The sequence below is a fragment of the Paraburkholderia polaris genome (assembly GCF_012927345.1).
Lineage (GTDB): Bacteria > Pseudomonadota > Gammaproteobacteria > Burkholderiales > Burkholderiaceae > Paraburkholderia > Paraburkholderia polaris.
On the sequence record NZ_JABBGJ010000028.1, the window covers coordinates 1 to 23386 of the forward strand.

Below are 23386 nucleotides of genomic sequence, written 5' to 3' on the forward strand. Positions count from 1 at the left end.
GAAACCGACGACGATTCGATCGGCGGCCACTTCCTGCACCTGCTGCACGGCGTGGAGCCGTCGAAAGCATGGGTCGACGCGATGCACGTGTCGCTCAACCTGTACGCCGAGCATGAATTCAACGCCTCGACGTTCACCGGCCGCGTGATCGCGGGCACGGGCTCGGACATCTACTCGGCGATTACCGGCGCGATCGGCGCGCTGCGCGGCCCGAAGCACGGCGGTGCGAACGAAGTCGCGTTCGAAATCCAGTCGCGCTATCAGACGCCTGACGAAGCCGAAGCCGATATCCGCAAGCGCGTCGAAAACAAGGAAGTGGTGATCGGATTCGGTCACCCGGTGTACACGATCTCCGACCCGCGCAACAAGGTCATCAAGGAAATCGCAAAGAAGCTCTCGAAGGAAGCGGGCAACCTGAAGCTGTTCAACATCGCCGAGCGACTTGAAACAGTGATGGCAGATGTGAAAAAGATGTTTCCAAATCTCGACTGGTTCAGCGCGGTGTCGTATCACATGATGGGCGTGCCGACGGCAATGTTCACGCCGCTGTTCGTGATCGCCCGCACGGCAGGCTGGAGTGCGCACATTATCGAGCAGCGGATCGACAACAAGATCATCCGCCCGAGCGCGAATTACACCGGACCCGAGAATTTGAAGTACGTGCCGCTAAATAGGAGAAAATAGCGGTCGCTGTGCGCTTTCGAAGCGCGTGCGGTTCAACCCTCGCGGTTGCCAGGACCGGTAGCCCGCGGACTGTTTAACTGAAACTAGATAGAAAGGTTTTCTCCATGAAAAAGCTGATGATCGCCGCCGTGATTGGCGCCCTGTCCACGACGATGCTGACCGTCGCGACTGACGCCGCCGCGCAAACGGCGACCACCACGACCACCACGAAGCCGGCCGCCAAGGCTGTGCCGAAGCGCCCGCAACCGAAACGCCTGATCAAGCGCAAGGCCAATCCGGCCAAGGAAGCGAAGGTTGATCCGGTGCCGGACGGCGCGGAAAAGTGGTCGTGCAACGAAGGCCTCTCGTTTGACCTGAAGGGCGACATGAAGCGTGACCAGATCGTCACGGTTCACTGGGCGAACAAAAACTACAATCTGCCGCGCGAATCGACCACCACGGGCGCAGACCGTTTCCACGACGCAGCATCGGGTATGGACCTGGTCGTGATCCCGACGAAGGCGATGTTGTTCTCGGATAAGGACAGCTCGCGTCTGGCCGACGAGTGCAAGACGGCAGCCATGGTGCAAGGCGCACCGGCTCCGACGCAATCGAACGCAATCAACAAGACCAACTAATCAGTTACATCAGGAAAAGCTCCCCGATGTCCGCTCCGATTTCCAACGTGCGACCCGATCCGGACTCAGTTCTGGTCGATATCGTCGATTACGTACTGGATTTCCCGATCGACAGCACGCTCGCGCTGGATACCGCGCGTAACTGCCTGATCGATACGCTCGGTTGCGGACTCGAGGCGCTGACCTACCCGGCCTGCACCAAGCTGATGGGACCGATCGTGCCCGGCACGATCGTCCCCAACGGCGCGAAGGTGCCGGGCACGTCGTTCCAGTTGGACCCGGTTCAGGCCGCCTTCAACATCGGCGCGATGATCCGCTGGCTGGACTTCAACGACACCTGGCTTGCCGCTGAGTGGGGTCATCCGTCGGATAACCTCGGCGGGATTCTGGCGACGGCCGACTGGCTCTCGCGCAGCGCCATTGCAGCAGGCAAAGCGCCGCTGACGATGAAAGACGTTTTGATCGGCATGATCAAGGCGCACGAAATTCAAGGCTGTATCGCGCTTGAGAACTCGTTCAACAAAGTCGGGCTCGATCATGTGTTACTGGTGAAGCTGGCTTCCACCGCTGTGGTCGGCCAGTTGATCGGTTTGACGCGCGATGAGTTGATCAACGCGGTATCGCAGGCGTTTGTCGATGGGCATGCGCTGCGCACCTACCGTCATGCACCGAATACCGGCTCGCGCAAGTCGTGGGCGGCTGGCGATGCAACGTCGCGCGCCGTGCGTCTCGCGCTGATCGCGAAGACCGGCGAGATGGGCTATCCGTCGGTGCTGACCGCGAAGACGTGGGGCTTTTACGATGTGCTGTTCAAGGGCAACGCGTTCAGATTCCAGCGTCCGTACGGCTCGTATGTGATGGAAAACGTGCTGTTCAAGATTTCGTTTCCGGCCGAATTCCACGCGCAGACGGCAGTGGAAGCAGCGATGACGCTGCACGCGCAACTTAAAAGCACAGGCAAGCGCGTCGAGGACATCCGGAAGATCACGATCCGCACCCACGAAGCCGCGATCCGCATCATCGACAAGAAAGGCCCCCTGAACAACCCGGCCGACCGCGATCACTGTATCCAGTACATGATCGCCGTGCCGCTGATCCACGGCCGCCTGACGGCTGCGGATTATGAAGATTCGATCGCGCAGGACGCGCGTATCGATGCGCTGCGCGCCAGGATGGAATGTGTCGAAGATGCGCAGTTCACGAAGGATTACCACGATCCGGAGAAGCGTTCGATCGCCAATGCACTGACGATCGAATTCAACGACGGGGCGACGTTCGACGAAGTCGTAGTCGAATACCCGATCGGTCATAAGCGTCGTCGCGAAGACGGAATTCCGTTGCTGGTCGAGAAGTTCAAGACCAACCTCGCCCGCCGCTTTCCGGTCAAGCAACAACTGGCGATTCTCGACGTGTCGCTGGATCAGACAAGGCTCGAAGCCATGCCGGTCAATGAATACGTCGATTTGTACGTCATCTAGTTAAGTACAGTAGTTCCGCGATCAAACCAAGGAAAACACCATGGCCCACAACCTCCGCAAAACGCTCAAGGAATTCGACAGCGGTTCCGGCAAAGGCAAGTTCTACTCCCTGCCGCAACTCGGCAAGGCACTGAACATCAAGATCGACCGCCTGCCGGTTTCGATCCGTATCGTGCTGGAATCGGTGCTGCGTAACTACGACGGCAAGAAGATCGCCGAAGAACACATCACGCAACTCGCGAACTGGAAGCCGACTGCAGCACGCGTCGACGAAATCCCGTTCGTGGTGTCGCGCGTCGTGCTGCAAGACTTTACCGGCGTGCCGCTGCTCGCCGACATTGCTGCCATGCGCGGTGTTGCGAAACACATGGGCAAGGATCCGAAGTCGATCGAACCGCTGGTCCCGGTCGATCTGGTGGTCGATCACTCGGTGCAGATCGATCACTTCCGCGAAAAGAACGCGCTCGATCTGAACATGAAACTGGAATTCCAGCGCAACAACGAGCGCTACCAGTTCATGAAGTGGGGCATGCAGGCATTCGACACGTTCAAGGTCGTGCCGCCGGGCGTCGGTATCGTTCACCAGGTGAACCTGGAATACCTCGCACGTGGCGTGCACAAGAAGGCCGAAGGCGCGGACACCGTGTACTACCCGGATTCGCTGGTCGGCACCGACAGCCACACCACGATGATCAACGGTATCGGCGTGGTGGGCTGGGGCGTGGGCGGTATCGAAGCTGAAGCCGGCATGCTCGGCCAGCCGGTGTACTTCCTGACGCCGGACGTGGTTGGCGTCGAACTGAAGGGCAAGCTGCGCGAAGGCCTGACGGCGACCGACCTGGTCCTGACCGTGACCGAACTGCTGCGTAAGGAAAAGGTTGTCGGCAAGTTCGTCGAGTTCTTCGGCGAAGGCACGAAGTCGCTGTCGCTGCCGGATCGCGCGACGATCGGCAACATGGCGCCGGAATACGGCGCAACGATGGGCTTCTTCCCGGTCGACGAAAAAACCATCGACTACTTCAAGGGCACGGGCCGCACCGACGCAGAAATCTCCGCCTTCGAAAACTACTTCAAGGCGCAGGGTCTGTTCGGTATTCCGAAGGCTGGCCAGATCGACTACACCAAGGTCGTTACGCTGGACCTTGGCACGGTGACGCCGTCGCTGGCAGGTCCGAAGCGCCCGCAAGACCGTATCGAAATCGGTCACGTGAAGTCGACCTTCAGCGACCTGTTCTCGAAGCCGGTGGCAGAAAACGGCTTTGCGAAGAAGGCCGAAGATCTCGAAGCGCAATACACGACGACCAACGGCGTCGACGTGAAGAACGGCGACATCCTGATCGCTGCGATCACGTCGTGCACGAACACGTCGAACCCGAGCGTGCTGCTGGCTGCTGGCTTGCTGGCGAAGAAGGCTGTGGAAGCTGGCCTGACGGTCGCGCCGCACATCAAGACCTCGCTGGCGCCGGGATCGCGCATCGTCACGGAATACCTGACGAAGACCGACTTGATGAAGTACCTCGACAAGCTCGGTTTCACGCTGGCCGCTTACGGTTGCACGACCTGTATCGGTAACGCGGGCGATCTGACGCCGGAACTGAACGAAGCGATCACGAAGAACGACATCGTCGCGGCAGCGGTGTTGTCGGGCAACCGTAACTTCGAAGCGCGTATTCACCCGAACATCCGCGCCAACTTCCTGGCCTCGCCGCCGCTGGTTGTCGCTTACGCGATCGCCGGCAACATCACGCGCGACCTGATGACCGAACCGGTCGGCAAGGGCAACGGCGGCAAGGACATCTACCTGGGCGACATTTGGCCGACCAGCGAAGAAGTCAACGAACTGCTCAAGTTCGCGCTGGACGCAGACGCGTTCCGCAAGAACTACGCGCACCTGACCAAGAAGGGCGACCTGTGGAGCAAGATCGAGGGCGAAGAAGGTCAAGTCTACGACTGGCCGAAGTCGACCTACATCGCAGAGCCGCCGTTCTTCGGCAAGGACTTCTCGATGACGCCGGCGGACAGCATCCCGGCTGTCAAGAACGCGCGCGCACTGGGCATCTTCGGTGACTCGGTCACGACCGACCACATCAGCCCGGCTGGCTCGATCAAGGAAGACTCGCCGGCAGGCAAGTGGCTGAAGGCAAACGGCGTGCAGAAGGCCGACTTCAACAGCTACGGCTCGCGCCGCGGCAACCACGACGTGATGATGCGCGGCACGTTCGCGAACGTCCGGATCAAGAACCTGATGATCCCGGCGAAGGCAGACGGCTCGCGCGTTGAAGGCGGCCTGACGATTCATCAGCCGAGCGGCGAACAAGAGTCGATCTATGACGCAGCGATGAAGTACATCGACGCGGGTACGCCGACTGTCGTGTTTGCAGGTGAAGAGTACGGCACGGGCTCATCGCGTGACTGGGCTGCGAAGGGTACGCAACTGCTGGGCGTGAAGGCTGTGGTCGCACGCAGCTTCGAGCGGATTCACCGTTCGAACCTGGTCGGCATGGGCGTGTTGCCGCTGCAGTTCAAGGGCTCGGATAGCGTGCAATCGCTCGGTATTACCGGCGAAGAAACGTTTGACGTCGAAGGCCTCGGCAACGACTTCAAGCCGCAACAGGAAGTGACGCTGGTGATTCGCGGCAAGGACGGTAAAGAGAAGCGCGTGCAGGTTCTGCTGCGTATCGATACGCCGATCGAAGTCGATTACTACAAGCACGGCGGGATTCTGCCGTTCGTGTTGCGTTCGCTGCTGGCTGCTTAAGGTATTCGCTTACGCATGCAGTAACTGCGAGCTGTTTTGCAGGGGCTGCGTCCTGTGGAGGACGCAGCCGACTTTGGAAGCCCGGCTTTTGGCCGGGCTTTTTTTTATGGCTTTTTACTTCTGACCACGGCCTGCCTGGAAGGCGTCCGGGTTGTCGGTGATCCGGCGTTGGGTCATGCGGGCATTCCAGTCGGTGTCACCTGGCACCGGCACGGTGGCGCGCGTCGTGACGTGCGCGCGCTGCTGGGCGGCCCAGTTGAGCAACGCTGCCTGGTCGATCGCGTCGTTTTCGGCCGACGGACGTGCGGTCCATTCAGGCTGCTTCGACACGGAAGGCTGCGTGGCCGGGCGAACCGTGCGGCTCAATGCGAGCCGCTCGTCGACGTGCGCCTCGGTCATACGTGCGACGGCGACTTTGCGGTCCGCCTTTGCTGGGCGGCTCGTCGTGCCTTCGCGGGTAGACGCTCGCGCGGTCGGCTGCTGCATGGTGTGTTGCGACAGTTGCGTGCGCTCGCTTTGACGCCCGACCTTCGGAGTGGTGTCGTCGTTCTTTGATTGGCTCGCCGACGCCACTGTGGGCACTGCATAGCTTGGCTTGGAAGGCGCAAGCGCGACAACTGCCGCTGTATGGCTTGCCTCCGAACGCGCAGGCGCGACCTCTGCCGCTGCCTCCGAACGCGCGGGCGCGACCTCTGCCGCGGCGTAACTCGTCGCAGAGCTTGCAGGCGCCGTCACTGCCGCAACGGAGCTCGGCGCGGATGCCGTCGACACCGCGCTCGCGACCGACGGCGCGTTCTGCGCAACCGTCTGCGCGTCCTCAACCGCCAACTGCGCCACCTTGGCCGGCTCTTGCGGATGATCGACGGGTGCGCTGCTCACCGCTGGCACAACCTGCCGCGTCACGGCCAGCGTTGTCGCCTTCTCTGCGTCCCGTGTCGTACACGTTGCCAGCAACCAGGCCAGCGCAATGCTGCAACCCAGGAAGATTGTCGCCCCGATTACGTAATCCGAGCGCGACGAGCGCGGACGGGCCTTACCCATCTCAAGGTAGCGCTTCGCTTCAGCCATCTCCGCATCGAAACGATGGGCATCCGAGCGTTGCGGCGGCGCCTTGTAGAACAGGACGTGCCTCACGCCCGGAGGAAACGGGCTCTGACGCGCCGGCTGCTCCTTGCGTTGCACCGCGTCCTGGATCGCCTGTTGCGCTACGGTTTGTGCTGCGGGTTGGGGTTCAGGTTGCGCTGCATTTTGTGCTGCAACCCGGGCAGCACGTCGTCGCGAGCCAAAAGGCGGCGGCAAGCCGTCAAATGGCCGCGGCTTCGGGAACGCCAGATCGCCTTCGATCAAGGCCTGCGGTCGGTTCATCGTATGGTGCTCCGGTGTGGGTCGACCGCTGTATCGAGTTGCGCGACCAAGGTCTTGGCGCGCTCCATGAGCGCGTCGATTGCGCCCGCCTCGTGTTCCAGCGGGGTCGTGCTGGCGCGCTGCAGCGCTTCCATTAGACTGCGCGCACCGACAAGACCTACGGCTCCGCTCAATCTGTGCAGCACGCTGCTCAATCCTTCGCTGTCGCGCTCGTGACTTAATCCGCTCAGGCGCTTCAGGTCGTCGTCCATCGAATGGCGCCAGCCGCCCAGAAACGTGTGGAGATCGATACCCTCTTCAGACAGCGCGTCGAGATAGCGGCGCTCGAAGGGTTCAGATGGGGTACTCGCGGCAGCTTCCTGCGACTGCGCGACAAGGGCAAATAAGGGTGCCTGCGCATGACGAGCCTGTTCTGCGGACGGCCGCCATTGATCAACAGTAAACGGCGCACTGAAGCTCGCGCGGGTGCCGGAGTCTGAACTGCTTGCGATGGAAAGCTCACCTTGCATACGCTGCGCGAGAATCTGGCAGAGCGGCAAGCAAGCATCGGCATCGCCAAGCCGCTCTCCCGCGGACGCTTCATCAGCGCTCGGCCCGAAAAGTCGCAGTTGTTCGGCATGCGCGGCTTTTTCGCCGGCATCCGTCACGCTGATAACAATCCGCTGTGAGCCGGAATTCGATGGCTCCGCCCGCACGACGAGGGCAATCTCTCCATGCGTGCTGGACTGGACCGTGCGGTTTAGCAGATGGAAGAAGATCTGACCGAGCCGGGCACTGTCGGCGAGAATCCGCTCGGCGACCGTTTGATCGATGCTCGAGCTCAGGCGCAAGCCTCGCTGAGTCGCGGACGGAGACAATAGCGCAATGACACCATCGACGAGTTCGCGCAGATTCGTCGCGCTTTCGTCGAGAACGAAGGCGCGCGAGGCCAGTGGCGAAACATCCAGCAGGTCGTGGAGCGTTTGACCCCATGTGTGCACCGCGGATTGGATCACCGGAATCTGCGCGCGTTGAGCCGACGGCGTGGCCGCCGTTTCGACCGATTCAAGCAGACCCGCCACGGCGGTCAACGGAGCTTCCGCATAGAGGCGCATCGCACCGAGTAACCAGAGCCGTTCCTGCTTCGCGGCAGCGCTCGCCTCAGCGGATGCTGCGACGCGTGCGGCCTGCTCCCGCGCTTCGGCGGCATCGCACCGGCGCGTCCATTCATTCTCAGCGTGGTGCAGTTTCTCAGCCGCGCGCCTCAGCGCAGCGCGAGATAGGCACGCGCCGGCCAGCGCAACGACTGCCGGGGCTGCCAGCGCCAACAGCCACGTTTGCCGCTCAATCGCGGCATCACGTGCGCCTGTCGCCGGTTGGCCTAGTGCATTGCGGCTATCACCGGAAGCAAGTGCGAAAGACGCACTAGCAGCGGCGTTCTCGCGCGAATGAAGACCGCGGGCCGCCTGCCCGAGTTGTCCCACTGCGTCGCGTGCGGCCAGCACTGCGGCCGCACGCGAATCGTCAACGTGCAGCGCGCGCGGTGCGCCGTCGACTAACGGCGCCGCGTTGGCGCGTATCGAGAGCATGCACAACAGTGCAAACGCAAAGAGGCAACCCAACACCGTCGCGAAACGGATCGAAGTCAACCCAGCGTTGTAAGAGAAACTGTGAGAAAAATTGTAAGTGGAGCGCGGCGCTCGACGACGCGCGCCCGCTGAAGAACCAAGCAGGCTCATTTTATTCATAGCCCGCACCACTCAGTCGATCAGCCTGTGCAACGTTGCAAACTCAATCAGCGCGGCCAACGACGACAGCCCAAGCTTTTCCTGGATGCGGCTCTTGTACGTGCTCACCGTCTTGTCGCTGATGAACAGCGCGTCGCCGATCGCCTTGTTCGACATGCCTTTCGAGAGCATCTGCAAAATCACGAGTTCCTTGTCGGACAAGAGCGTGAGTCTGTCTTCTTCATTTGCCGCGTCGCCGGAAGGCGCGATACCGGCTCCGCTAGCTGTCACGGGAAACACCGTATAGCCGGCCAGTACCGCCTCGACACCGCGCATGATTTCCTTCATCTCCTGCGACTTGGCGACAAAGCCGTGCACACCCGAGCGCATCGCCCGCGGCGCGAAGGTAGCCGGATCTTGGCCCGACAGCACCAGCACGCGCATCGACGGATGTGCCAGCTTGAGACGCGGAATGACATCGAGCCCGCTGATGCGCGGAATGTCGAGATCGAGGATTGCAAGTTTCGGTGTGTGTTGCCGGGCCATTTCGACAGCGGTTTGTCCGTTGTCGGCCTCGATGACTTCTTCAACACCTAGCAGTTGCATAAGCTGCATTTTGATGACCAGCCGAAATGCGGGGTGATCGTCGATAACCAGAATGGTAGACATTTATAGTATTCTCATGAAAATATTCCCTTGCCACGCTGACGCTCACCACTGGTAAGCCATAAAAGCCGCATCTGACGAGAAGAATGCGCGCAACGTCCCGCCTCACGGCGTAAGACTGCAGGGGATTAGGTTTAGGGGCTCGTTACAGAGCCGTGGCGCGACGCGAGCTAGTCGAGATGTCGACCGGCTGCACGACGTCGGCGTTCGTTCATGCCGATGGTCATTCTTGATACGCCCGTAAGCTAAGAAGCCCCGACCACGAATTCGATCTCGACGCGCCGGTTCGGCGCAAGGCATCGCACCAGTTCATCGCGCTTCGTTTGCTGACAGGTAACCAGCTGATTCGCGCTGCCTTGACCCTGTGCGGTTATTGGCAAGGTTACGCCGTGATTGCTTAGATACTGCCGGACCGTCTGCGCGCGCTGCAAAGAAAGACCCTGGTTATAAGCATCGCTGCCGAGGCGGTCGGCGTAGCCGGTGATCTTCAACTCGCGTATCGCGGGGACGTTCTTAAGACCCGTCACCACGTCGTCGAGATGTTGCTTGCCAGCCGGCAGAATCGCCGCCTCGTTGCCGCCGTTGAAACGGAACAGGGAGTCGGCCCTCAGCGTTATCTTTTTCGGTGCCTGCGCCGCAGGTTCCGGTGCAGATGTGGGCTTCGCTTGCGAGCATTGCAACGCCGTTTCCGCTGATTTCCGAAGGTTGTTTTGGACCTCCGGCAAGCGCTTTTCGGCGTTGGAGAAACTCCGCGTCCATGCGTCATGTCCAGCTTGCATGAGTTCGACTTCGGCACATGCCAAGGGCTGTTGCGCGGGCGGGCATTGAGCGGTGGCGGGATCAGATTTGATGGTATTGACGATCTTCCACAGATCAGGGCGCACCGTCGATACAGTTCGCAAGGCCGGATTGGCCGCGGATAACGGCGTGCCATTTTCGAGGGCCATCGTAATCATTGCAGTCTGACCGATTGCTTCTTCGACGAAGCCCCAGTGGTCGTTAGCCTGCCAAGCCTGTTGGCCAGCGTCTAACCAGCATTGCGCTTTCGCGTGGAAATAGCTGTCTTTGTCGCCGGGCAATTGGTCGAGCCGCTGTTGCAACGATGCCAGCGCGGTGCGGCTGCTGACGATCGGCGCGTAGGTGTCGATCCATTGCCCGTTGACCGCGCCTGCGGCCTCGTCCTGTGAGGCGCCGACGCCGGTTTTCAGCACGGTGGCATCTTCGATGCCGAGCCGCTCACGTGCGGTGTGATCCGCGCAACCTGACAAGGCCAACGCGAATGCGAGGATCGTTAGCTGGAGTTTCATTGAATTTTCTGCGTCGAACGCATCTTCTTTAAGATGGTTCTGAGTATGAAGAGACGCAGATAGGGGGGGAATGGGAAGATTCTTAGAATGACGTCAGAAAGTTGAGACTTTTGGGAAAGTCGCGTCAAACGCGGGAAGTGCTCAGTATTGGAAAAGAATTGGGACATTTGCGTGAGCCGCGATGTCGCCACAATGCAAGGCTCGGCGCTATAGATCAATACGGTGCCGGCGTGCTGCTCGGCTTATGAGCTCAGTGAAATTTCCCCGAAATGTCCGTCTTCACGCGTCACGCGTTTCAGAACGGTCCTACAGACCAGCCTCTCCACGGCACGCACAATCAACGTCTGATAGAACTTGCATGCCCTGGCGTGCTCGGCACCCAGTAGAGCGTCTATCTCCATACAAGTCCAAAGTGCCGGTTCGATTTCACCGTTCACGGCCGCCGGACCGACCGCTCAACGGACACCTGCTCCTCATCCATGTCAATCCTTTCCCCCGTGCCATCTGACGAAATTGCGACCTGGTACGACGAGGCCTTCGAAGCCCGTCGCGCGGGCAATCTCGACACGGCGCAGTCACTCCTTGATCGAATCCTTACCCAAGCCCCAAAACACGCCGGGGCTCTGTACTCGCACGGAGTGTTGGCCCTTGAGTCGAATCAGCTCGAATCAGCACAACGCTGGATCGAGCGCGCAATCGAGGTTCAACCCAGTCCGGTTTTCTATAACACCCTCTACATCGTTCAAATCAGACTGGGGGCGTTCGCCAGCGCCGAACAAACTGTCCAGCGGGGCCTCACACTCCGGCCCGACTCGCCTATGCTCCACTTCAACTTGGGGGTAACACTGGAACGACAGGGACGTCTCGAAGACGCAGCCATCTGCTATCGCAGGGTTCTTGAATTCGAGCCGGATAACCCGAGAGCGCACGCTAGCCTAGGCGACCTCGCCATGGCTCTTGATGTATTGGACGACGCGGAGCGGCACCTCAAGCGCGCCGTGGCCCTCACGCCCACCGATCTCCCGACTCGCGCTGCTCTTGCTGGTACCTTGCTCACTGCGGGCCGCTATGAGGAAGCTTGGCCTTATTACGAAGACCGCTGGGTCACGGGCGTGACTGCCGACGGGCGCCCTCACGCGGTGCGCCCGCAAGTGCCGCTGCCGCAGTGGAATGGCGAAACTTCGGACACGACAAAACGTACGCACAAGGGGCGCGTCCAGACAGCGCGGCTGCTGGTCATTCCCGAGCAAGGCTACGGGGACAGCCTGCAGTTTGTGCGCTACCTCCCAATGGCACTCACGCGCTTTTCAAAGGTAGGCTACGTCTGCCCGCCGCCCTTGCGGCGCCTGTACGGACAGTCATTGTGCTCGCGCTGGCCTGGCCTCGTGCTGCTCTACCGGGAACAGGTCCGCGAACGTGACTGGGACTGCCACAGCCCTTTGATGTCGTTGCCACGGGCATTCGGCACCCGACTGGATAGCATTCCGGCTACCGTCCCCTACCTTTATGCCGATGCCGGGCGCGCCGCCAGATGGCACACGAGACTGGCCGCATTGCCGGGCTCCGATCTGCCGCGGGTAGGCATTGTGTGGGCGGGCGGCCATTCAGGCTTGGCAGTGGATCGCGAGCGCAGCCTGACGTCCACGCAAATTGCACCGCTGCTCGCCTTGACACACGTACGCTGGATCAGCCTGCAAAAGACTGATGACCCGGCAAAGCTCGCCGACCCAGCAAGCAAAGCACGTCTAAAAGACTGGACGGATGAAATCACGGACTTTGCGGATACCGCCGCGCTGATCGAGAACCTCGACCTAGTGATCTCTGTCGACACGTCGGTTGCGCACCTCGCCGCAGCGATGGGCAAGCCGGTCTGGCTGCTCAACCGTTTCGCAGGTTGCTGGCGCTGGTTGCGCGATCGGGATGACAGTCCCTGGTATCCCAGCGTGCGTCTCTTCACCCAGTCGCAGCGAGGCAACTGGGATGATGTGCTGGCACGGGTAGCCGCAGAGCTAAAGCAGCGCTTCTAGACCCACGAAAGGCATCGCGGCGGACAAATCGTGCGCTGGCCGCCGCCGCGAAGCGCCCCACGCACCGTCTCATCACATCCCTGTGTCGTTCATCCAGCGCGACCGTCAGACGCTAAATCACGACAACCACAACGCATCCGCCTGACACTCAGGCCTTTACCGCCCGCGCCGCATTCCTTCCCCGCAACCACTCAAGCGCCAGCAACAAGCAAGTCGAAAACACAATCAAAATTGTCGCCAGCGCCGCAATCGTCGGGCTGATGTTCTCGCGGATGCCCGTAAACATTTGCCGCGGCAGCGTCGTCTGATCCGCGCCTGCGAGAAACAGCGTCACCACCACCTCATCGAACGAAGTCGCAAACGCGAATAGCGCACCCGAAATCACACCCGGTGCAATCACCGGCAACGTGATACGGAAAAACGTCGTCACCGGATTCGCGCCCAGCGACAAACTGGCGCGCACAAGGTTGTAATTGAAGCCCTGCAGCGTCGCCGCCACCGTCGTCACGACAAATGGCACACCAAGCGACGCATGCGCCAGAATCAGCCCGATATAAGTATTCGCCAGCCCCAGCGGCGCAAAGAACAGATACATGCCGACGCCGACCACCACCACCGGCACGATCATCGGCGAAATCAGGATCGCCATCAGCAGCGCCTTGCCGCGAAAGTTCGCTTTGGTCAGCCCGATTGCAGCAAGCGTGCCGAGAACAGTTGCAACCACAGTCGCCGACGGCGCCACGATAAAGCTATTCTTCGCCGCCATGCGCCATTCATCGGATGCAATCAGATTTTGGTACCAGCGCAGCGACCAGCCCGGAATCGGATACACGAGAAACGTGCTCGACGAAAACGACAGCGGCACAATCGCCAGCACCGGCAAAATCAGATATAGCAGCGTCAGCACGGCAAGCGCGCGCAGCGCGAAATACCACACGCGTTCGACCAAAGACGTGTGCGGCGCAAACAAGGGCTTGGCAAGTTTCATCGTGAGTAAGCTCCGTTTAGCTAATCAGCCAAGGCTCAGTGACGAACGCGTAAAGCGCCCGTAGATGACATACAGCACGAGCGTCGCGGCGAGCAGCAAACCGCCGAGCGCACACGCCATGCCCCAGTTGATCGTCACGTTGGTGAAGTACGCGACGTAGTAGCTGACCATCTGGTCGCCCGGTCCTCCGAGCAATGCCGGCGTGATGTAGTAGCCGATCGCCAGAATGAACACGAGCAACGCACCCGCGCCGATGCCCGGATAAGTTTGCGGCACATACACGCGCCAGAATGCGGCGAATGGATGGCTGCCCAGCGAAATCGCGGCACGCTGGTAAGTCGGCGGGATCGACTTCATCACGCTATACAGCGGCAGGATCATGAACGGCAGCAAAATGTGCGTCATCGAGATGTACACGCCGGTGCGGTTGAATAGCAGCGACAGCGGGTCATGCAGCAGCCCGCTTGCAATCAGCGCTTTGTTCACCAGCCCTTCGCTTTGCAGAATCACGATCCACGCGGCGACGCGCACGAGGATCGACGTCCAGAACGGAATCAACACAAGAATCATCACCAGATTCGCGCGACGGTCGGACAGCGTCGAGATCCAGTATGCGAGCGGGTAGCCGAGCAGCAGCGCGAAAAACGTCACGGCTGCGCCGATCACGAACGTGCGCTTGAACACGGCGAGATAAATCTGTTGATCAGGATCCGTCGGGATAACTTGGCCGAACGCGTCCTGCTTGTGGTCCAACGAAGCCAGTAGATAGAACGGCGAATACGCCCCTGAATTCTTTGCAATCGCTTGCCAGTAGGCGATGTCGTTCCAGCGCTCGTCGAGTTCGACGAATTTCGCGTGAACCTGGGCAGGCGTGAGATTCAACGGCTTGCTGTTGTCGTCGACGAACGGCATCGCGTGTGCCGATTTCGCTACCAGAGAGCGATAGCCGGGAATTTCGACATTCAAGCGGCGCGCCAGCGCACCCATGCCATCGCTATCGGCGACCGCGGCGAGGTCAACAGCCAATGCGGTATACGCTGCGTCAGGAGGCAGCGTCTTGCGATCCCAACCGCTCAACGCGTTCAGCGTATGCGGCAAAGCGTTGACCACTTCCGGATTCTGCGCGGCGCGCGTCAACAGCGCACCGATCGGTACAACGAAAATCAGCAACAGAAAAATGGCGAGCGGCGCAATCAGCAGCAGCGCCATCGCGCGCTTCTTCGCTTCCGCGGCCTTCAGTTCGCGTTTGAGCCGAACACTCGACTCAGGCGTCGAATCGTCGGCGATCGTCATCGTAGTCACACCTGTCTCCTGTGTCGACGGGAGTTAGCGCTTTAGCGCTTACTCCCGTCCCATGCAAAGCGAGTCGACGGGAGTTAGCGCTTTAGCGCTTACTCCTGTCCCATGCAAGGCGAGTCGACGGGAGTTAGCGCTTTAGCGCTTACTCCTGTCCCATGCATCCAGACGAGCCCGCACATCATTCAGATATGCGCGCGTTGTATCGCATCAGTCCGGCACGGCTTCACTAACAAAGAAGCCGCACCGCCTCATACAAGCTTGATTACTTCGAAGCCCACGACGAAAAACGCTGCTCCAATTCATCGCCATGATCGGTCCAGAACGCAAGGTTCTGCAGCACTGCGTTCTTGCCATTAGCCGGCGAGTTCGGCAGATTGGCGAGCGTCTTTGGATCGAGCGCCTTGATGGCCGCCACGTTCACCGGACCGTAAGCGATGTTGTGCGCGTAGTCCTGTTGCGGCTTCGACGAAAGCGAATACGCGATGTACTTCTCGGCCAGCGCCTTGTTCGGCGTGCCCTTCGGAATCGCCCAATAGTCGAGGTCGTAAATGCTGCCGTTCCACACCACCTTGAGGTTCTTGCCTTCCTTCTGCGCGGCGTCGATGCGGCCGTTGTACGCAGTCGACATCACCACGTCACCCGCGACGAGGAATTGCGGCGGCTGTGCGCCCGCTTCCCACCACTGGATATTCGGCTTCAGTTCGTCGAGCTTCTTGAATGCGCGGTCCTGGCCCTCCTTGGTGGCGAGCACCTTGTAGACATCCTTCGGCGGCACGCCATCGGCCATCAGCGCGAATTCGAGGTTGTAGCGCGCGCCCTTGCGCATCGCACGCTTGCCCGGGAATTTCTTCACGTCCCAGAAATCGGCCCAACCCGTCGGGGCGGTTTTCAGCTTGTCGGCGTTATAAGCGAGCGCCGTCGACCACACGAAGAAGCCCACGCCACAGGTTTGCGGCGCTTCCGGAATGAGATCCGACTTCTTGCCGATCTTCGACCAGTCGAGCTTCTCGTACAGCCCTTCATCACAGCCACGGCCGATGTCGCCGGATTCGACTTCCACCACGTCCCAGTTCACATGCTTCGCTTCGACCATCGCCTTCACTTTGGCCTGCTCACCGTTGTATTCGACGGCGGTTACCTTGTTGCTGGTTTGCGTTTCGAACGGCTGGTTGAATGCGACCTTTTGCGCGTCGCCATTCGCGCCGCCGAAGTTGACGACCGTCAGTTCAGCTGCATTGACTTGCGCGGCGCCCAGCGCGAGCGCCACAGCACCGACAGCGATGGCGCAGCGCGATTTCCCGATCTTGCTCATGGTGTGTTGCTCTCCTTTGGTGGTGTGTTTTTCAGCTCAGTACGACGTGGTTTTTTTGTGCTGCTTGATGGCCCTGCTTGATGCTTTCTACATGCGTCGATCAGCTTGCTTCGATAGACCCGGCTCCGATCTGACTGCGCCAGGTGAAGGCCCCATGAACGCGCGACGCAGACGTGTTCAAGCTCCTGCAAATACCCGCAGATGCTCAGGCGCGAACTCCAGCGCAACCGGCGCACCAGGCGCGAAGGTTTCGAGTGCATCGGTGCCGAGCGGCACTTTCACGAAGCACTCGTCCTGTTCTGGCAGACCACAGCGCATCCGCACGTGGTCACCGAAATAGATCAGCCCGCGCGCTTCGCCGCTTAGCGCGTTGGCGCCAGGCCGTGATACGCCGTTCGCAAGCTTCATGCGTTCGGGCCGGATACACGCAACCGCCGGCGTGCCCGCCCGCGCGCCACCGATATTGCGTCCCGTGAGCCGCGTACCGTCAATCAAATGAAACTCGCAGTACTCGCCGTCGACGTTTGCGATCGTGCCGCGCAGCTTGTTGCTGTCGCCGATGAAGTTCGCGACGAACTCGTTGCAAGGCGATTCGTAAAGACGGTCGACGGTATCGAGTTGCTGCACGATGCCTTTGTCGAACACGGCGACGCGGTCGGACATAGTCAGCGCTTCGCCCTGATCGTGCGTGACGTACACGAACGTCACACCGAGCTTCTCGTGCAATGATTTAAGTTCGTACTGCATGTGTTCGCGCAACTGCTTGTCGAGTGCGCCGAGCGGCTCGTCCATCAGCACGAGCTTCGGCTCGAACACCAGCGCCCGCGCCAGCGCAATACGTTGCTGCTGGCCGCCGGAAAGCTGCGCCGGATAACGCTTCGCGAAGCTTTCCATGCGCACCATCTTCAGCGCGTTATGGGTGCGATGCGCGCGTTCCTCGGCCGAGAGTTTGCGCACCGTAAGCGGATACGCGACGTTCTGCTCGACCGTCAAATGCGGAAACAGCGCGTAGTTCTGAAACACCATGCCGATGTTGCGCTTATGCGGCGGCACGGTATTAAGCAACGTGCCGTCGAGCCAGATCTCGCCGCCGGTGGGAAATTCGAAGCCCGCCAGCATCATCAGACACGTGGTTTTCCCTGATCCGGACGGTCCAAGCAGCGTCAGGAATTCGCCCTGATAGATATCCAGATCGAGTTGTTTGACGACCAGCGTTTCGCCGTCGTACGTCTTGCGCACACCTCGAAAGCTGACGATCACGTCATCGGTTTTCATACCTTCGTCTCCTCTGCGGTCCGGCTGGCTCCCTCTGCAAAACAGCGGGATTGTGTCAATTGCGTGGCTCACTATAGTCCCTTACGGTTCTACAATATGGAACCATTTCATTATTCCGGATAGAACCACTTGGACACCGTGATCTTGTCGGATTGGCTCGCCGCGCGGCTTGACCGCACGGCCGCCGAACCGGTCTACAGGCAGACGTTGCGGCTGATGCAGCAGGCCATCCTGACCGGCCAGTTGCCGCCCGGCACCAAGCTGCCCAGTTCGCGCACGCTCGCCGAAGACCTCGGCATCGCGCGCAATACGGTGCTGCACGTCTACGATCAGTTGACCGCCGAAGGCTATGTGATCTCGACCACCGGTAGCGGCACCTATGTCGCCGACACGCGGCCGGATACTGCGGCGGTGAATACGCGCGAGAAGCCGGCGGTGGCGAGCGTCGATGCGGACAGTGCTAATCAAGCCGCCGCGACCGCAAAGCCGCCAAAACGCGATCTAGGCGACCTCTCCACGCGCGGACGCAGGCTCATCGATCAGGCCGGCGTCTCCGCCAAACAGTGGGGTGCGTTCATGCCGGGCGTACCCGACGTCGCCGAATTTCCGGCGCGCACGTGGAGCCGTTTGCAGGCAAGGTTGTGGAAGGAAGCCAATCCGGATCTGCTGACCTATGCGCCGGGCGGCGGCTATAGGCCGTTAAGGCGCGCGTTGTCCGATTACCTGCGCGTCGCGCGCTCGGTGAATTGCACGCCCGATCAGATCATCATCACGACGGGCATTCATCAATCGATTGATCTGGCGGTGCGTCTATTGACCGACGTCGGCGATCGCGCGTGGGTGGAAGAGCCGTGCTATTGGGGCGCGCGCAGCGTGCTGCAATCGTCGGGGATCACGCTGGTGCCGGTGCCGGTTGATGCCGAAGGTCTCAACCCACGCGAACAAGATTTGCAACAACCGCCGCGCCTCGCGCTCGTTACTCCGTCGCATCAATATCCGCTCGGCATGGTGATGAGTCTTGCGCGCCGCCGCACGCTGCTCGAGTATGCGCGCCAGCACAACGTCTGGATCATCGAGGACGACTACGACAGCGAGTTCCGCTACGGCAGCCGTCCGCTAGCATCGCTGCAAGGGCTCGACGACGCCGGCCAGGTGATCTACGTCGGCAGCTTGGGGAAGATGCTGTTTCCAGGTTTGCGGATCGGCTACATGATCGCGCCGGAGCATCTGGTGGATACGTTCCGCACGGGCGTGGCCGAGCTGTATCGCGAGGGGCAGCTAATGCAGCAGGCGGTGATGACCGACTTCATCATGGACGGCCATCTCACGTCGCATGTTCGCCGTATGCGTGCGCTATACGGCGAACGCAGGCAGATTCTGATCGACGCGATTACCGCGCGTTTCGGCAACGAACTCCCGGTGATGGGCGACGAGGCCGGTTTGCATCTGGTGCTCGGCCTGCCCGATCATGCGAACGATCGCGCGGTCACGGCAGCCGCTTACGATGCCGGCGTGATCGTGCGGCCGCTCGCTGCCTACTACAGCAGCGAGACGCCCGCGCGACGCGGGCTGCTGCTGGGCTACGCGTGCGTGGCAAACGAGAAGATCGGCCCGGCGTTCGACACCCTCGCGCGAGTGATCGAGCAGACGGCGTTGAAGAAAAAGCCTACGCGCGCCGCTTAACTGCACGCCGCCGCGCTGCGACACGCGCAGCGGTGTACGTCCACAACGCGATACGTCACATCGCGTCACGAAGGCGAGACGGCGATTACGAACCGGCTCGCGTTGCAACACAACACAACGCATCACTTCAAGCCGAAGTCCACCCGCGTCGTCGCACCTTTGTCCTTGATGCCGTCTGCGTTCAGCTTCGGCGCGACGATAAACACGCGGCTGCTGTCGATCTTGCCTTCGAAATACTGCTGCACGGCTTGCGCCCGTTGCTGCGCGAGATCACGCAAGCTGGCGTCGTTGATCGGAGCGTTGGCGGCCATCGCGCTCTTCATCTCGTCGTCCGGGAGGCTCTTGGTCAAGCCGACAAAATTGCGCGGCTTCTTGAAGTCGGCGGACTTATAGGCCTTGGCCAAGTACTTGTCGTACTCCTTGGGATCCACGGTGACGGTCGACAAATCGACGCTCTCGCCATTGCCCACCACGTCCTTGATCTTCTGCTGCTTCACCTGGCGTTCAACGTACTGCGTGCGCAAACCGGGTTCGTCGACAGCCGGATCGACGCGGCCGATCAGGTCGATACGGATCGAACTCTTGTCGGCCAGCGCTTTCACGATGGTGTCGAGCTTCTTGTCCGCAGCGTCGGAAAGTTTCGCCGACCCTGGCTCGAATTCGACATAGCCCAACTCCTCACCATTGCCGCCGAACGCATTGGCGATCAGCGAGAACGGCGCGGTCACGGCCTTCTGCAACAGATTGAGCACCGCATGCCAGATCAGGCCGCCGACGCTGAATTCCGGATTCGACAATGAACCAGACACCGGCAGATTCACGTCGATTTCACCACGCGAATTTTTCAGCAATGAGATCGCGAGACGCACCGGCAGCTTGGTCGCCGTATCGTTCTCGACGTGATCGCCGAACGTGAGTTGATCGATGAAAATATGATTGTTCGCGTTCAACTGATCGTTATCGAGCTTGTAGTGCAGATCGACGTTCAGCTTGCCCTTAGTGATCGGATAGCCGGCGTATTTGGCCGAATACGGCGTGAGATTGGTGAGCTCGATATCGTGTGCGCTCGCCGTCAAATCGAGTGCCGGCTTTGCGATCAGCGGATTGACCGTGCCGCGAATCGACAGCGGACCGTTGGCTGCCAGTTTTGCAGCGATGTCCACGGGCGCGGGCGTAGTCGATTGCGTGCCGAACGCGCCAACCGTGCCTTGAATGGCGACAAGGTTCGCTGTGAAGTTTGGCTTGATGAAGTTGTCGGTATACGTCACACGGCCCTGTTGCAGCACCAATTGGCCGAAGTGCAGTTTGACGGGGCTCTGCGGCGGCGTTGCGGCGGTGACCGTGGCCGGGGTTGCCGACGACGCCGGTACCGGCGCGGAAGCCACCTCGGGTGCCGACGCCGCTTGCGGCGTCAGCGGCACGGGTTCGTGGCCGCTCTTGTCGCGTGTCAGCGATTGCGCGGCGCCGCTTTCATGCGCAACCACGTCCTTGAGATTCAGCTTGCCTTGCGCGTCGAGCAGCACGCGCCCATAGAACTTCGTGAACGTGACGCGGCCCGCGTCGACCACCGTGCCGTGTTCGTCGTAGTCCGCCTTCAGGTTGGTCAGCGCGAGCGAACCCCAACCCGCGAACGGGTCAGACGTCGCCTTGTCGAGCATCCGTACGTCGACCAGCGCCACGTCGCCGCGATACGTCGCTTTGAGCGCCTTTGCCTGACTCAGCGCGAGATCGCCGTTCGCGTTGAGCAACGCGCTCGCGATCAGCGCATTCAGCTTGTTGCCGAAGTACGGTTCGAAGGCCGCCGCATCCAGGCGGTTCGCGTTCACCTTGACGGCCACCTTGAGTGGTGTCGCCGTGACATCGCCTTTTATGCCGAGCGTGCCTTTTTTATTGAGCGTTGCTTGCAGATCGATCGGCAGCGGTTTACTCAGATCATCGCTGATCTGCTGCACCTTCAGTTGCAGCGGCGTCACGCTCAGCTTCACCGGACGCGGCGTGGTGTTGTCAGTGAAATTGGCGGTCGCGTCTTTCAGATTGAGCTCGCCGATCTTGTAGTGCCATGCGGGCCCTTCCGCCTCCGCCTTCTTCGCCGCGTGAATAACCGTGCGCTTCTGCTCGGCCTGATGCGGACCGGCGAGCGCGGCAAGGTCGATGCTGCCGTCTTTCAGTCGCTGCGCATTCACCACCAGACCTGTCGTGTCGACGCCGGTGATATCGGCGGTGCGTCCAGCTACGTCCACCTGCTTGACCGTCACCGTGCCTTGCGCGAGCGAAACCACCGGCGCGTTGCTGCCGCGCGCCGCGAGTTTGAGCGATTGCAGATCGAGTTGCGTGTCGGTGACCATCACTGCGGCCGGCGACTTCGACCAATTCGCGCCGACGTTCGCGTTGGCGGACAGCGCGCCGTCCACCACTTGCGCGGCCGTCGCGGTGTCGAGATAAGGTTGCAGCAACGGCAACTTCAACGACTTTAGATCGAGCTTCGCACTGGCCGTCTTCGCGACGAGGCCGAACGCACCCGCCGCGCCGAGTGAACCTCCCGCATCCTTGAAGTCGGTGTTCAGCGTGTAGTGTGCAGGCGCGGTGGCCAGCGTCGAGAAATCGGTCAGCGTGACGGCCAGTTTTTGCAGGCCGAGGTCGACCGGTCGCGAGGCGGCTTCATCGTGAACGTTCACGGTGCCGTCGTTGAGCACGAAACGCTTGATCGACAGGTCCAGAGGCTGTGCGGTCTTGTCGGCGGCGGCTGCGCCGGATGCTTCGACTGGCGCGCTCGCAGCGTTCTTAGCCGTCGTGGAAGCAGACGCGGCCGCCGCGGATGCCGGCGCAGATGCAGACGCACCCGCCGGTGCAGAAGTTGCAGCAGCCTCCGCAGCAGGCGCAGGCGCGAACATCCGCTCGACACTCAACACGCCTTCTTTATCACGTGCAAGATTGGCGCTTGGTGCGTCGATGCGGATATCGTCGAAGTGATACAGGCTCTTCAACGGCTCGAGCGTCGCGGCAGCCACATGCACCGCGCGCGCGGCGAAGAACGGCGCCTTGCTCTGATCGCGCACGTCTACATCGTTCAAATCGACCGTGCCCGCCACGCGCAACGAAGGCGCGTCGTTGGACATCACGAAGTTGAGCTTGAGATCGGTGGACAGCTTGCCGCTCTGCACAATCACCGGCAGCTTGGTCGGCACGTAGGACATCAAACGCGGCACATCGAGCCCGTCGAAGCGCAGCGACACTTCCGATTCGCGCGACGCTGCAAACGGCTTGGTTTTGCCGTCGATAGCGAGCGGACTGCCGTCGATACGCGCACGCAGCAACGGCTCAACGAAGATATCCGTTTTCGAAGGCAGCGTGGCGATGAACGGAATGCCGAGCTTCCATTGGTCGATCACGTGCGTTGCGCCGAGTAGCTTGTCGTCGAATGTGATCTGGCCGTTTTCGAGGCGAATGTTCGACACCGAGAATAGCGTCGGCTTGCTATTGGGCGTGGCCGGCCGCTTTGAGAACTTCTCGATCAGGTCGGTGAAATTGAAGCGCTGCGCATCATAGCGAACGATATGAAACTGCGGCGAATCGAGTTGCACTTCGTCGATGATCGGCGCGGCACGAAACAGCGAACTCCATGACGGCTGCACGATGAGCCGCGCAATATCGACGAAGTCGCCCGCGCCGCCACGCTCGCCGATATGCACGCGATCGGCTTCGAGTTTCAGCGTGTATGGATTGAGCGCAATGCGGCCGATCGTGGCAGGCCGGTCGAGTTGCTTGCTCAGTTGCTGCTCGGCAATGTGGCGAATCAACGGCGGCGCCGCGAAAAAGCCCAGCAGACCGAACAATACGAGGAAGATCAGCAGACCCGTGATGACACGCCGGGTGCGGCGTGACTGCGCGACATCGCGCACGGTCTGCATGGAAGAGGCGATTGATGCTTTATTGAGGCTTGCCATGCTCGATCTTGGGTAATGCGGCGGCAAGCCCGCCGCGAAACGAAAATCCCGCAAGCGGCAGTATAAGTGGTGAATCTTACGCGGCATAGAAATGTAAGCCGAGGCTTACACATTGTTGCACGCTACAGCGCCGCATGTCCGCCGGCACGAAGCGGCGGACATGCGCGGATTTATGCGTCACTCATGCATTGCTGTCACAGCAGTGACGCATATCGCCCATGCATTTCATTGAAGCATTTCACTGTCGCACTTCAACGAAGCATTTCATCGGCGAACT

General features: G+C 60.7%; 15 protein-coding genes. 6 read left to right on the forward strand and 9 right to left on the reverse strand.

Annotated elements, in window-relative coordinates:
• The 4 genes from HHL24_RS24685 to acnA all read left to right on the forward strand — a co-directional run.
• Window positions 1-684, forward strand: a 684-nt coding sequence (locus tag HHL24_RS24685; protein ID WP_329606731.1) for a citrate/2-methylcitrate synthase, incomplete at its 5' end; no start/stop codon positions are given.
• Window positions 685-788: 104 nt separating this feature from the next.
• Complete coding sequence (locus tag HHL24_RS24690; protein ID WP_169487980.1) at window positions 789-1301, forward strand: hypothetical protein; 513 nt, start codon at window positions 789-791, stop codon at window positions 1299-1301.
• Between the two features lie 26 nt (window positions 1302-1327).
• On the forward strand, window positions 1328-2779 hold the full coding sequence (locus HHL24_RS24695) for a bifunctional 2-methylcitrate dehydratase/aconitate hydratase (protein WP_169487981.1): 1452 nt from the start codon (window positions 1328-1330) through the stop codon (window positions 2777-2779).
• A gap of 40 nt (window positions 2780-2819) precedes the next feature.
• Window positions 2820-5537 (forward strand): aconitate hydratase AcnA, encoded by a 2718-nt coding sequence (acnA, locus tag HHL24_RS24700; RefSeq protein ID WP_169487982.1) that lies wholly within the window; start codon window positions 2820-2822, stop codon window positions 5535-5537.
• Window positions 5538-5651: 114 nt separating this feature from the next.
• Here acnA and HHL24_RS24705 read toward each other — a convergent pair whose 3' ends face one another.
• The 4 genes from HHL24_RS24705 to HHL24_RS24720 all read right to left on the reverse strand — a co-directional run bounded on the left by HHL24_RS24705 (window position 5652) and on the right by HHL24_RS24720 (window position 10581).
• Window positions 5652-6902 (reverse strand): hypothetical protein, encoded by a 1251-nt coding sequence (locus HHL24_RS24705; protein ID WP_169487983.1) that lies wholly within the window; start codon window positions 6900-6902, stop codon window positions 5652-5654.
• Window positions 6899-8470, reverse strand: coding sequence for a sensor histidine kinase (locus HHL24_RS24710; RefSeq protein WP_230417555.1), 1572 nt, complete (start codon window positions 8468-8470; stop codon window positions 6899-6901). Before HHL24_RS24710 ends, HHL24_RS24705 begins: the two co-directional genes overlap by 4 nt.
• Before the next feature lie 171 nt (window positions 8471-8641).
• A complete protein-coding gene (locus HHL24_RS24715; RefSeq protein ID WP_169487984.1) occupies window positions 8642-9277 on the reverse strand; it encodes a response regulator transcription factor in 636 nt (211 codons plus the stop codon).
• Between the two features lie 242 nt (window positions 9278-9519).
• Window positions 9520-10581: an OmpA family protein gene (locus tag HHL24_RS24720; RefSeq protein ID WP_169487985.1), complete on the reverse strand. Its 1062-nt coding sequence runs from the start codon at window positions 10579-10581 to the stop codon at window positions 9520-9522.
• A 479-nt stretch (window positions 10582-11060) separates the two neighbouring features.
• On the opposite strand from HHL24_RS24720, the gene HHL24_RS24725 reads away from it, so the two are divergent.
• Window positions 11061-12608, forward strand: a complete 1548-nt coding sequence (locus tag HHL24_RS24725) for a tetratricopeptide repeat protein (RefSeq protein WP_169487986.1) — start codon at window positions 11061-11063, stop codon at window positions 12606-12608.
• A gap of 148 nt (window positions 12609-12756) precedes the next feature.
• Here the strand turns inward: HHL24_RS24725 and HHL24_RS24730 are convergent, their stop codons facing one another.
• From HHL24_RS24730 to HHL24_RS24745, 4 genes are all read right to left on the reverse strand, one after another.
• Window positions 12757-13596, reverse strand: coding sequence for an ABC transporter permease (locus HHL24_RS24730; RefSeq protein ID WP_169487987.1), 840 nt, complete (start codon window positions 13594-13596; stop codon window positions 12757-12759).
• A 24-nt stretch (window positions 13597-13620) separates the two neighbouring features.
• Window positions 13621-14889: an ABC transporter permease gene (locus HHL24_RS24735; RefSeq protein WP_206003005.1), complete on the reverse strand. Its 1269-nt coding sequence runs from the start codon at window positions 14887-14889 to the stop codon at window positions 13621-13623.
• Between the two features lie 268 nt (window positions 14890-15157).
• A complete protein-coding gene (locus HHL24_RS24740; RefSeq protein WP_169487989.1) occupies window positions 15158-16207 on the reverse strand; it encodes an ABC transporter substrate-binding protein in 1050 nt (349 codons plus the stop codon).
• 177 nt (window positions 16208-16384) lie between these two features.
• Window positions 16385-17482: an ABC transporter ATP-binding protein gene (locus HHL24_RS24745; protein ID WP_169487990.1), complete on the reverse strand. Its 1098-nt coding sequence runs from the start codon at window positions 17480-17482 to the stop codon at window positions 16385-16387.
• A gap of 129 nt (window positions 17483-17611) precedes the next feature.
• Here HHL24_RS24745 and pdxR point away from each other — a divergent pair, with 129 nt between their 5' ends.
• Window positions 17612-19165 carry a MocR-like pyridoxine biosynthesis transcription factor PdxR gene (gene pdxR, locus HHL24_RS24750; RefSeq protein ID WP_169487991.1) on the forward strand — a complete coding sequence of 518 codons (1554 nt, stop codon included), beginning with the start codon at window positions 17612-17614 and terminating at the stop codon, window positions 19163-19165.
• Window positions 19166-19287: 122 nt separating this feature from the next.
• On the opposite strand, the gene HHL24_RS24755 is transcribed toward pdxR, so the two are convergent.
• Entirely contained in the window at window positions 19288-23109 is a 3822-nt protein-coding gene (locus HHL24_RS24755) for a DUF748 domain-containing protein (protein ID WP_169487992.1), read from the reverse strand.
• Between the last annotated feature and the right edge of the window lie 277 nt (window positions 23110-23386).

Bases quoted from the DNA above. Each gene is read 5' to 3' on its own strand.
- HHL24_RS24690 (WP_169487980.1), top strand. From the start codon at position 789: ATGAAAAAGCTGATGATCGCCGCCGTGATTGGCGCCCTGTCCACGACG.
- HHL24_RS24695 (WP_169487981.1), top strand. From the start codon at position 1,328: ATGTCCGCTCCGATTTCCAACGTGCGACCCGATCCGGACTCAGTTCTG.
- acnA (WP_169487982.1), top strand. From the start codon at position 2,820: ATGGCCCACAACCTCCGCAAAACGCTCAAGGAATTCGACAGCGGTTCC.
- HHL24_RS24705 (WP_169487983.1), bottom strand. From the start codon at position 6,902: ATGAACCGACCGCAGGCCTTGATCGAAGGCGATCTGGCGTTCCCGAAG.
- HHL24_RS24710 (WP_230417555.1), bottom strand. From the start codon at position 8,470: ATGCTCTCGATACGCGCCAACGCGGCGCCGTTAGTCGACGGCGCACCG.
- HHL24_RS24715 (WP_169487984.1), bottom strand. From the start codon at position 9,277: ATGTCTACCATTCTGGTTATCGACGATCACCCCGCATTTCGGCTGGTC.
- HHL24_RS24720 (WP_169487985.1), bottom strand. From the start codon at position 10,581: ATGAAACTCCAGCTAACGATCCTCGCATTCGCGTTGGCCTTGTCAGGT.
- HHL24_RS24725 (WP_169487986.1), top strand. From the start codon at position 11,061: ATGTCAATCCTTTCCCCCGTGCCATCTGACGAAATTGCGACCTGGTAC.
- HHL24_RS24730 (WP_169487987.1), bottom strand. From the start codon at position 13,596: ATGAAACTTGCCAAGCCCTTGTTTGCGCCGCACACGTCTTTGGTCGAA.
- HHL24_RS24735 (WP_206003005.1), bottom strand. From the start codon at position 14,889: ATGACGATCGCCGACGATTCGACGCCTGAGTCGAGTGTTCGGCTCAAA.
- HHL24_RS24740 (WP_169487989.1), bottom strand. From the start codon at position 16,207: ATGAGCAAGATCGGGAAATCGCGCTGCGCCATCGCTGTCGGTGCTGTG.
- HHL24_RS24745 (WP_169487990.1), bottom strand. From the start codon at position 17,482: ATGAAAACCGATGACGTGATCGTCAGCTTTCGAGGTGTGCGCAAGACG.
- HHL24_RS24755 (WP_169487992.1), bottom strand. From the start codon at position 23,109: ATGGCAAGCCTCAATAAAGCATCAATCGCCTCTTCCATGCAGACCGTG.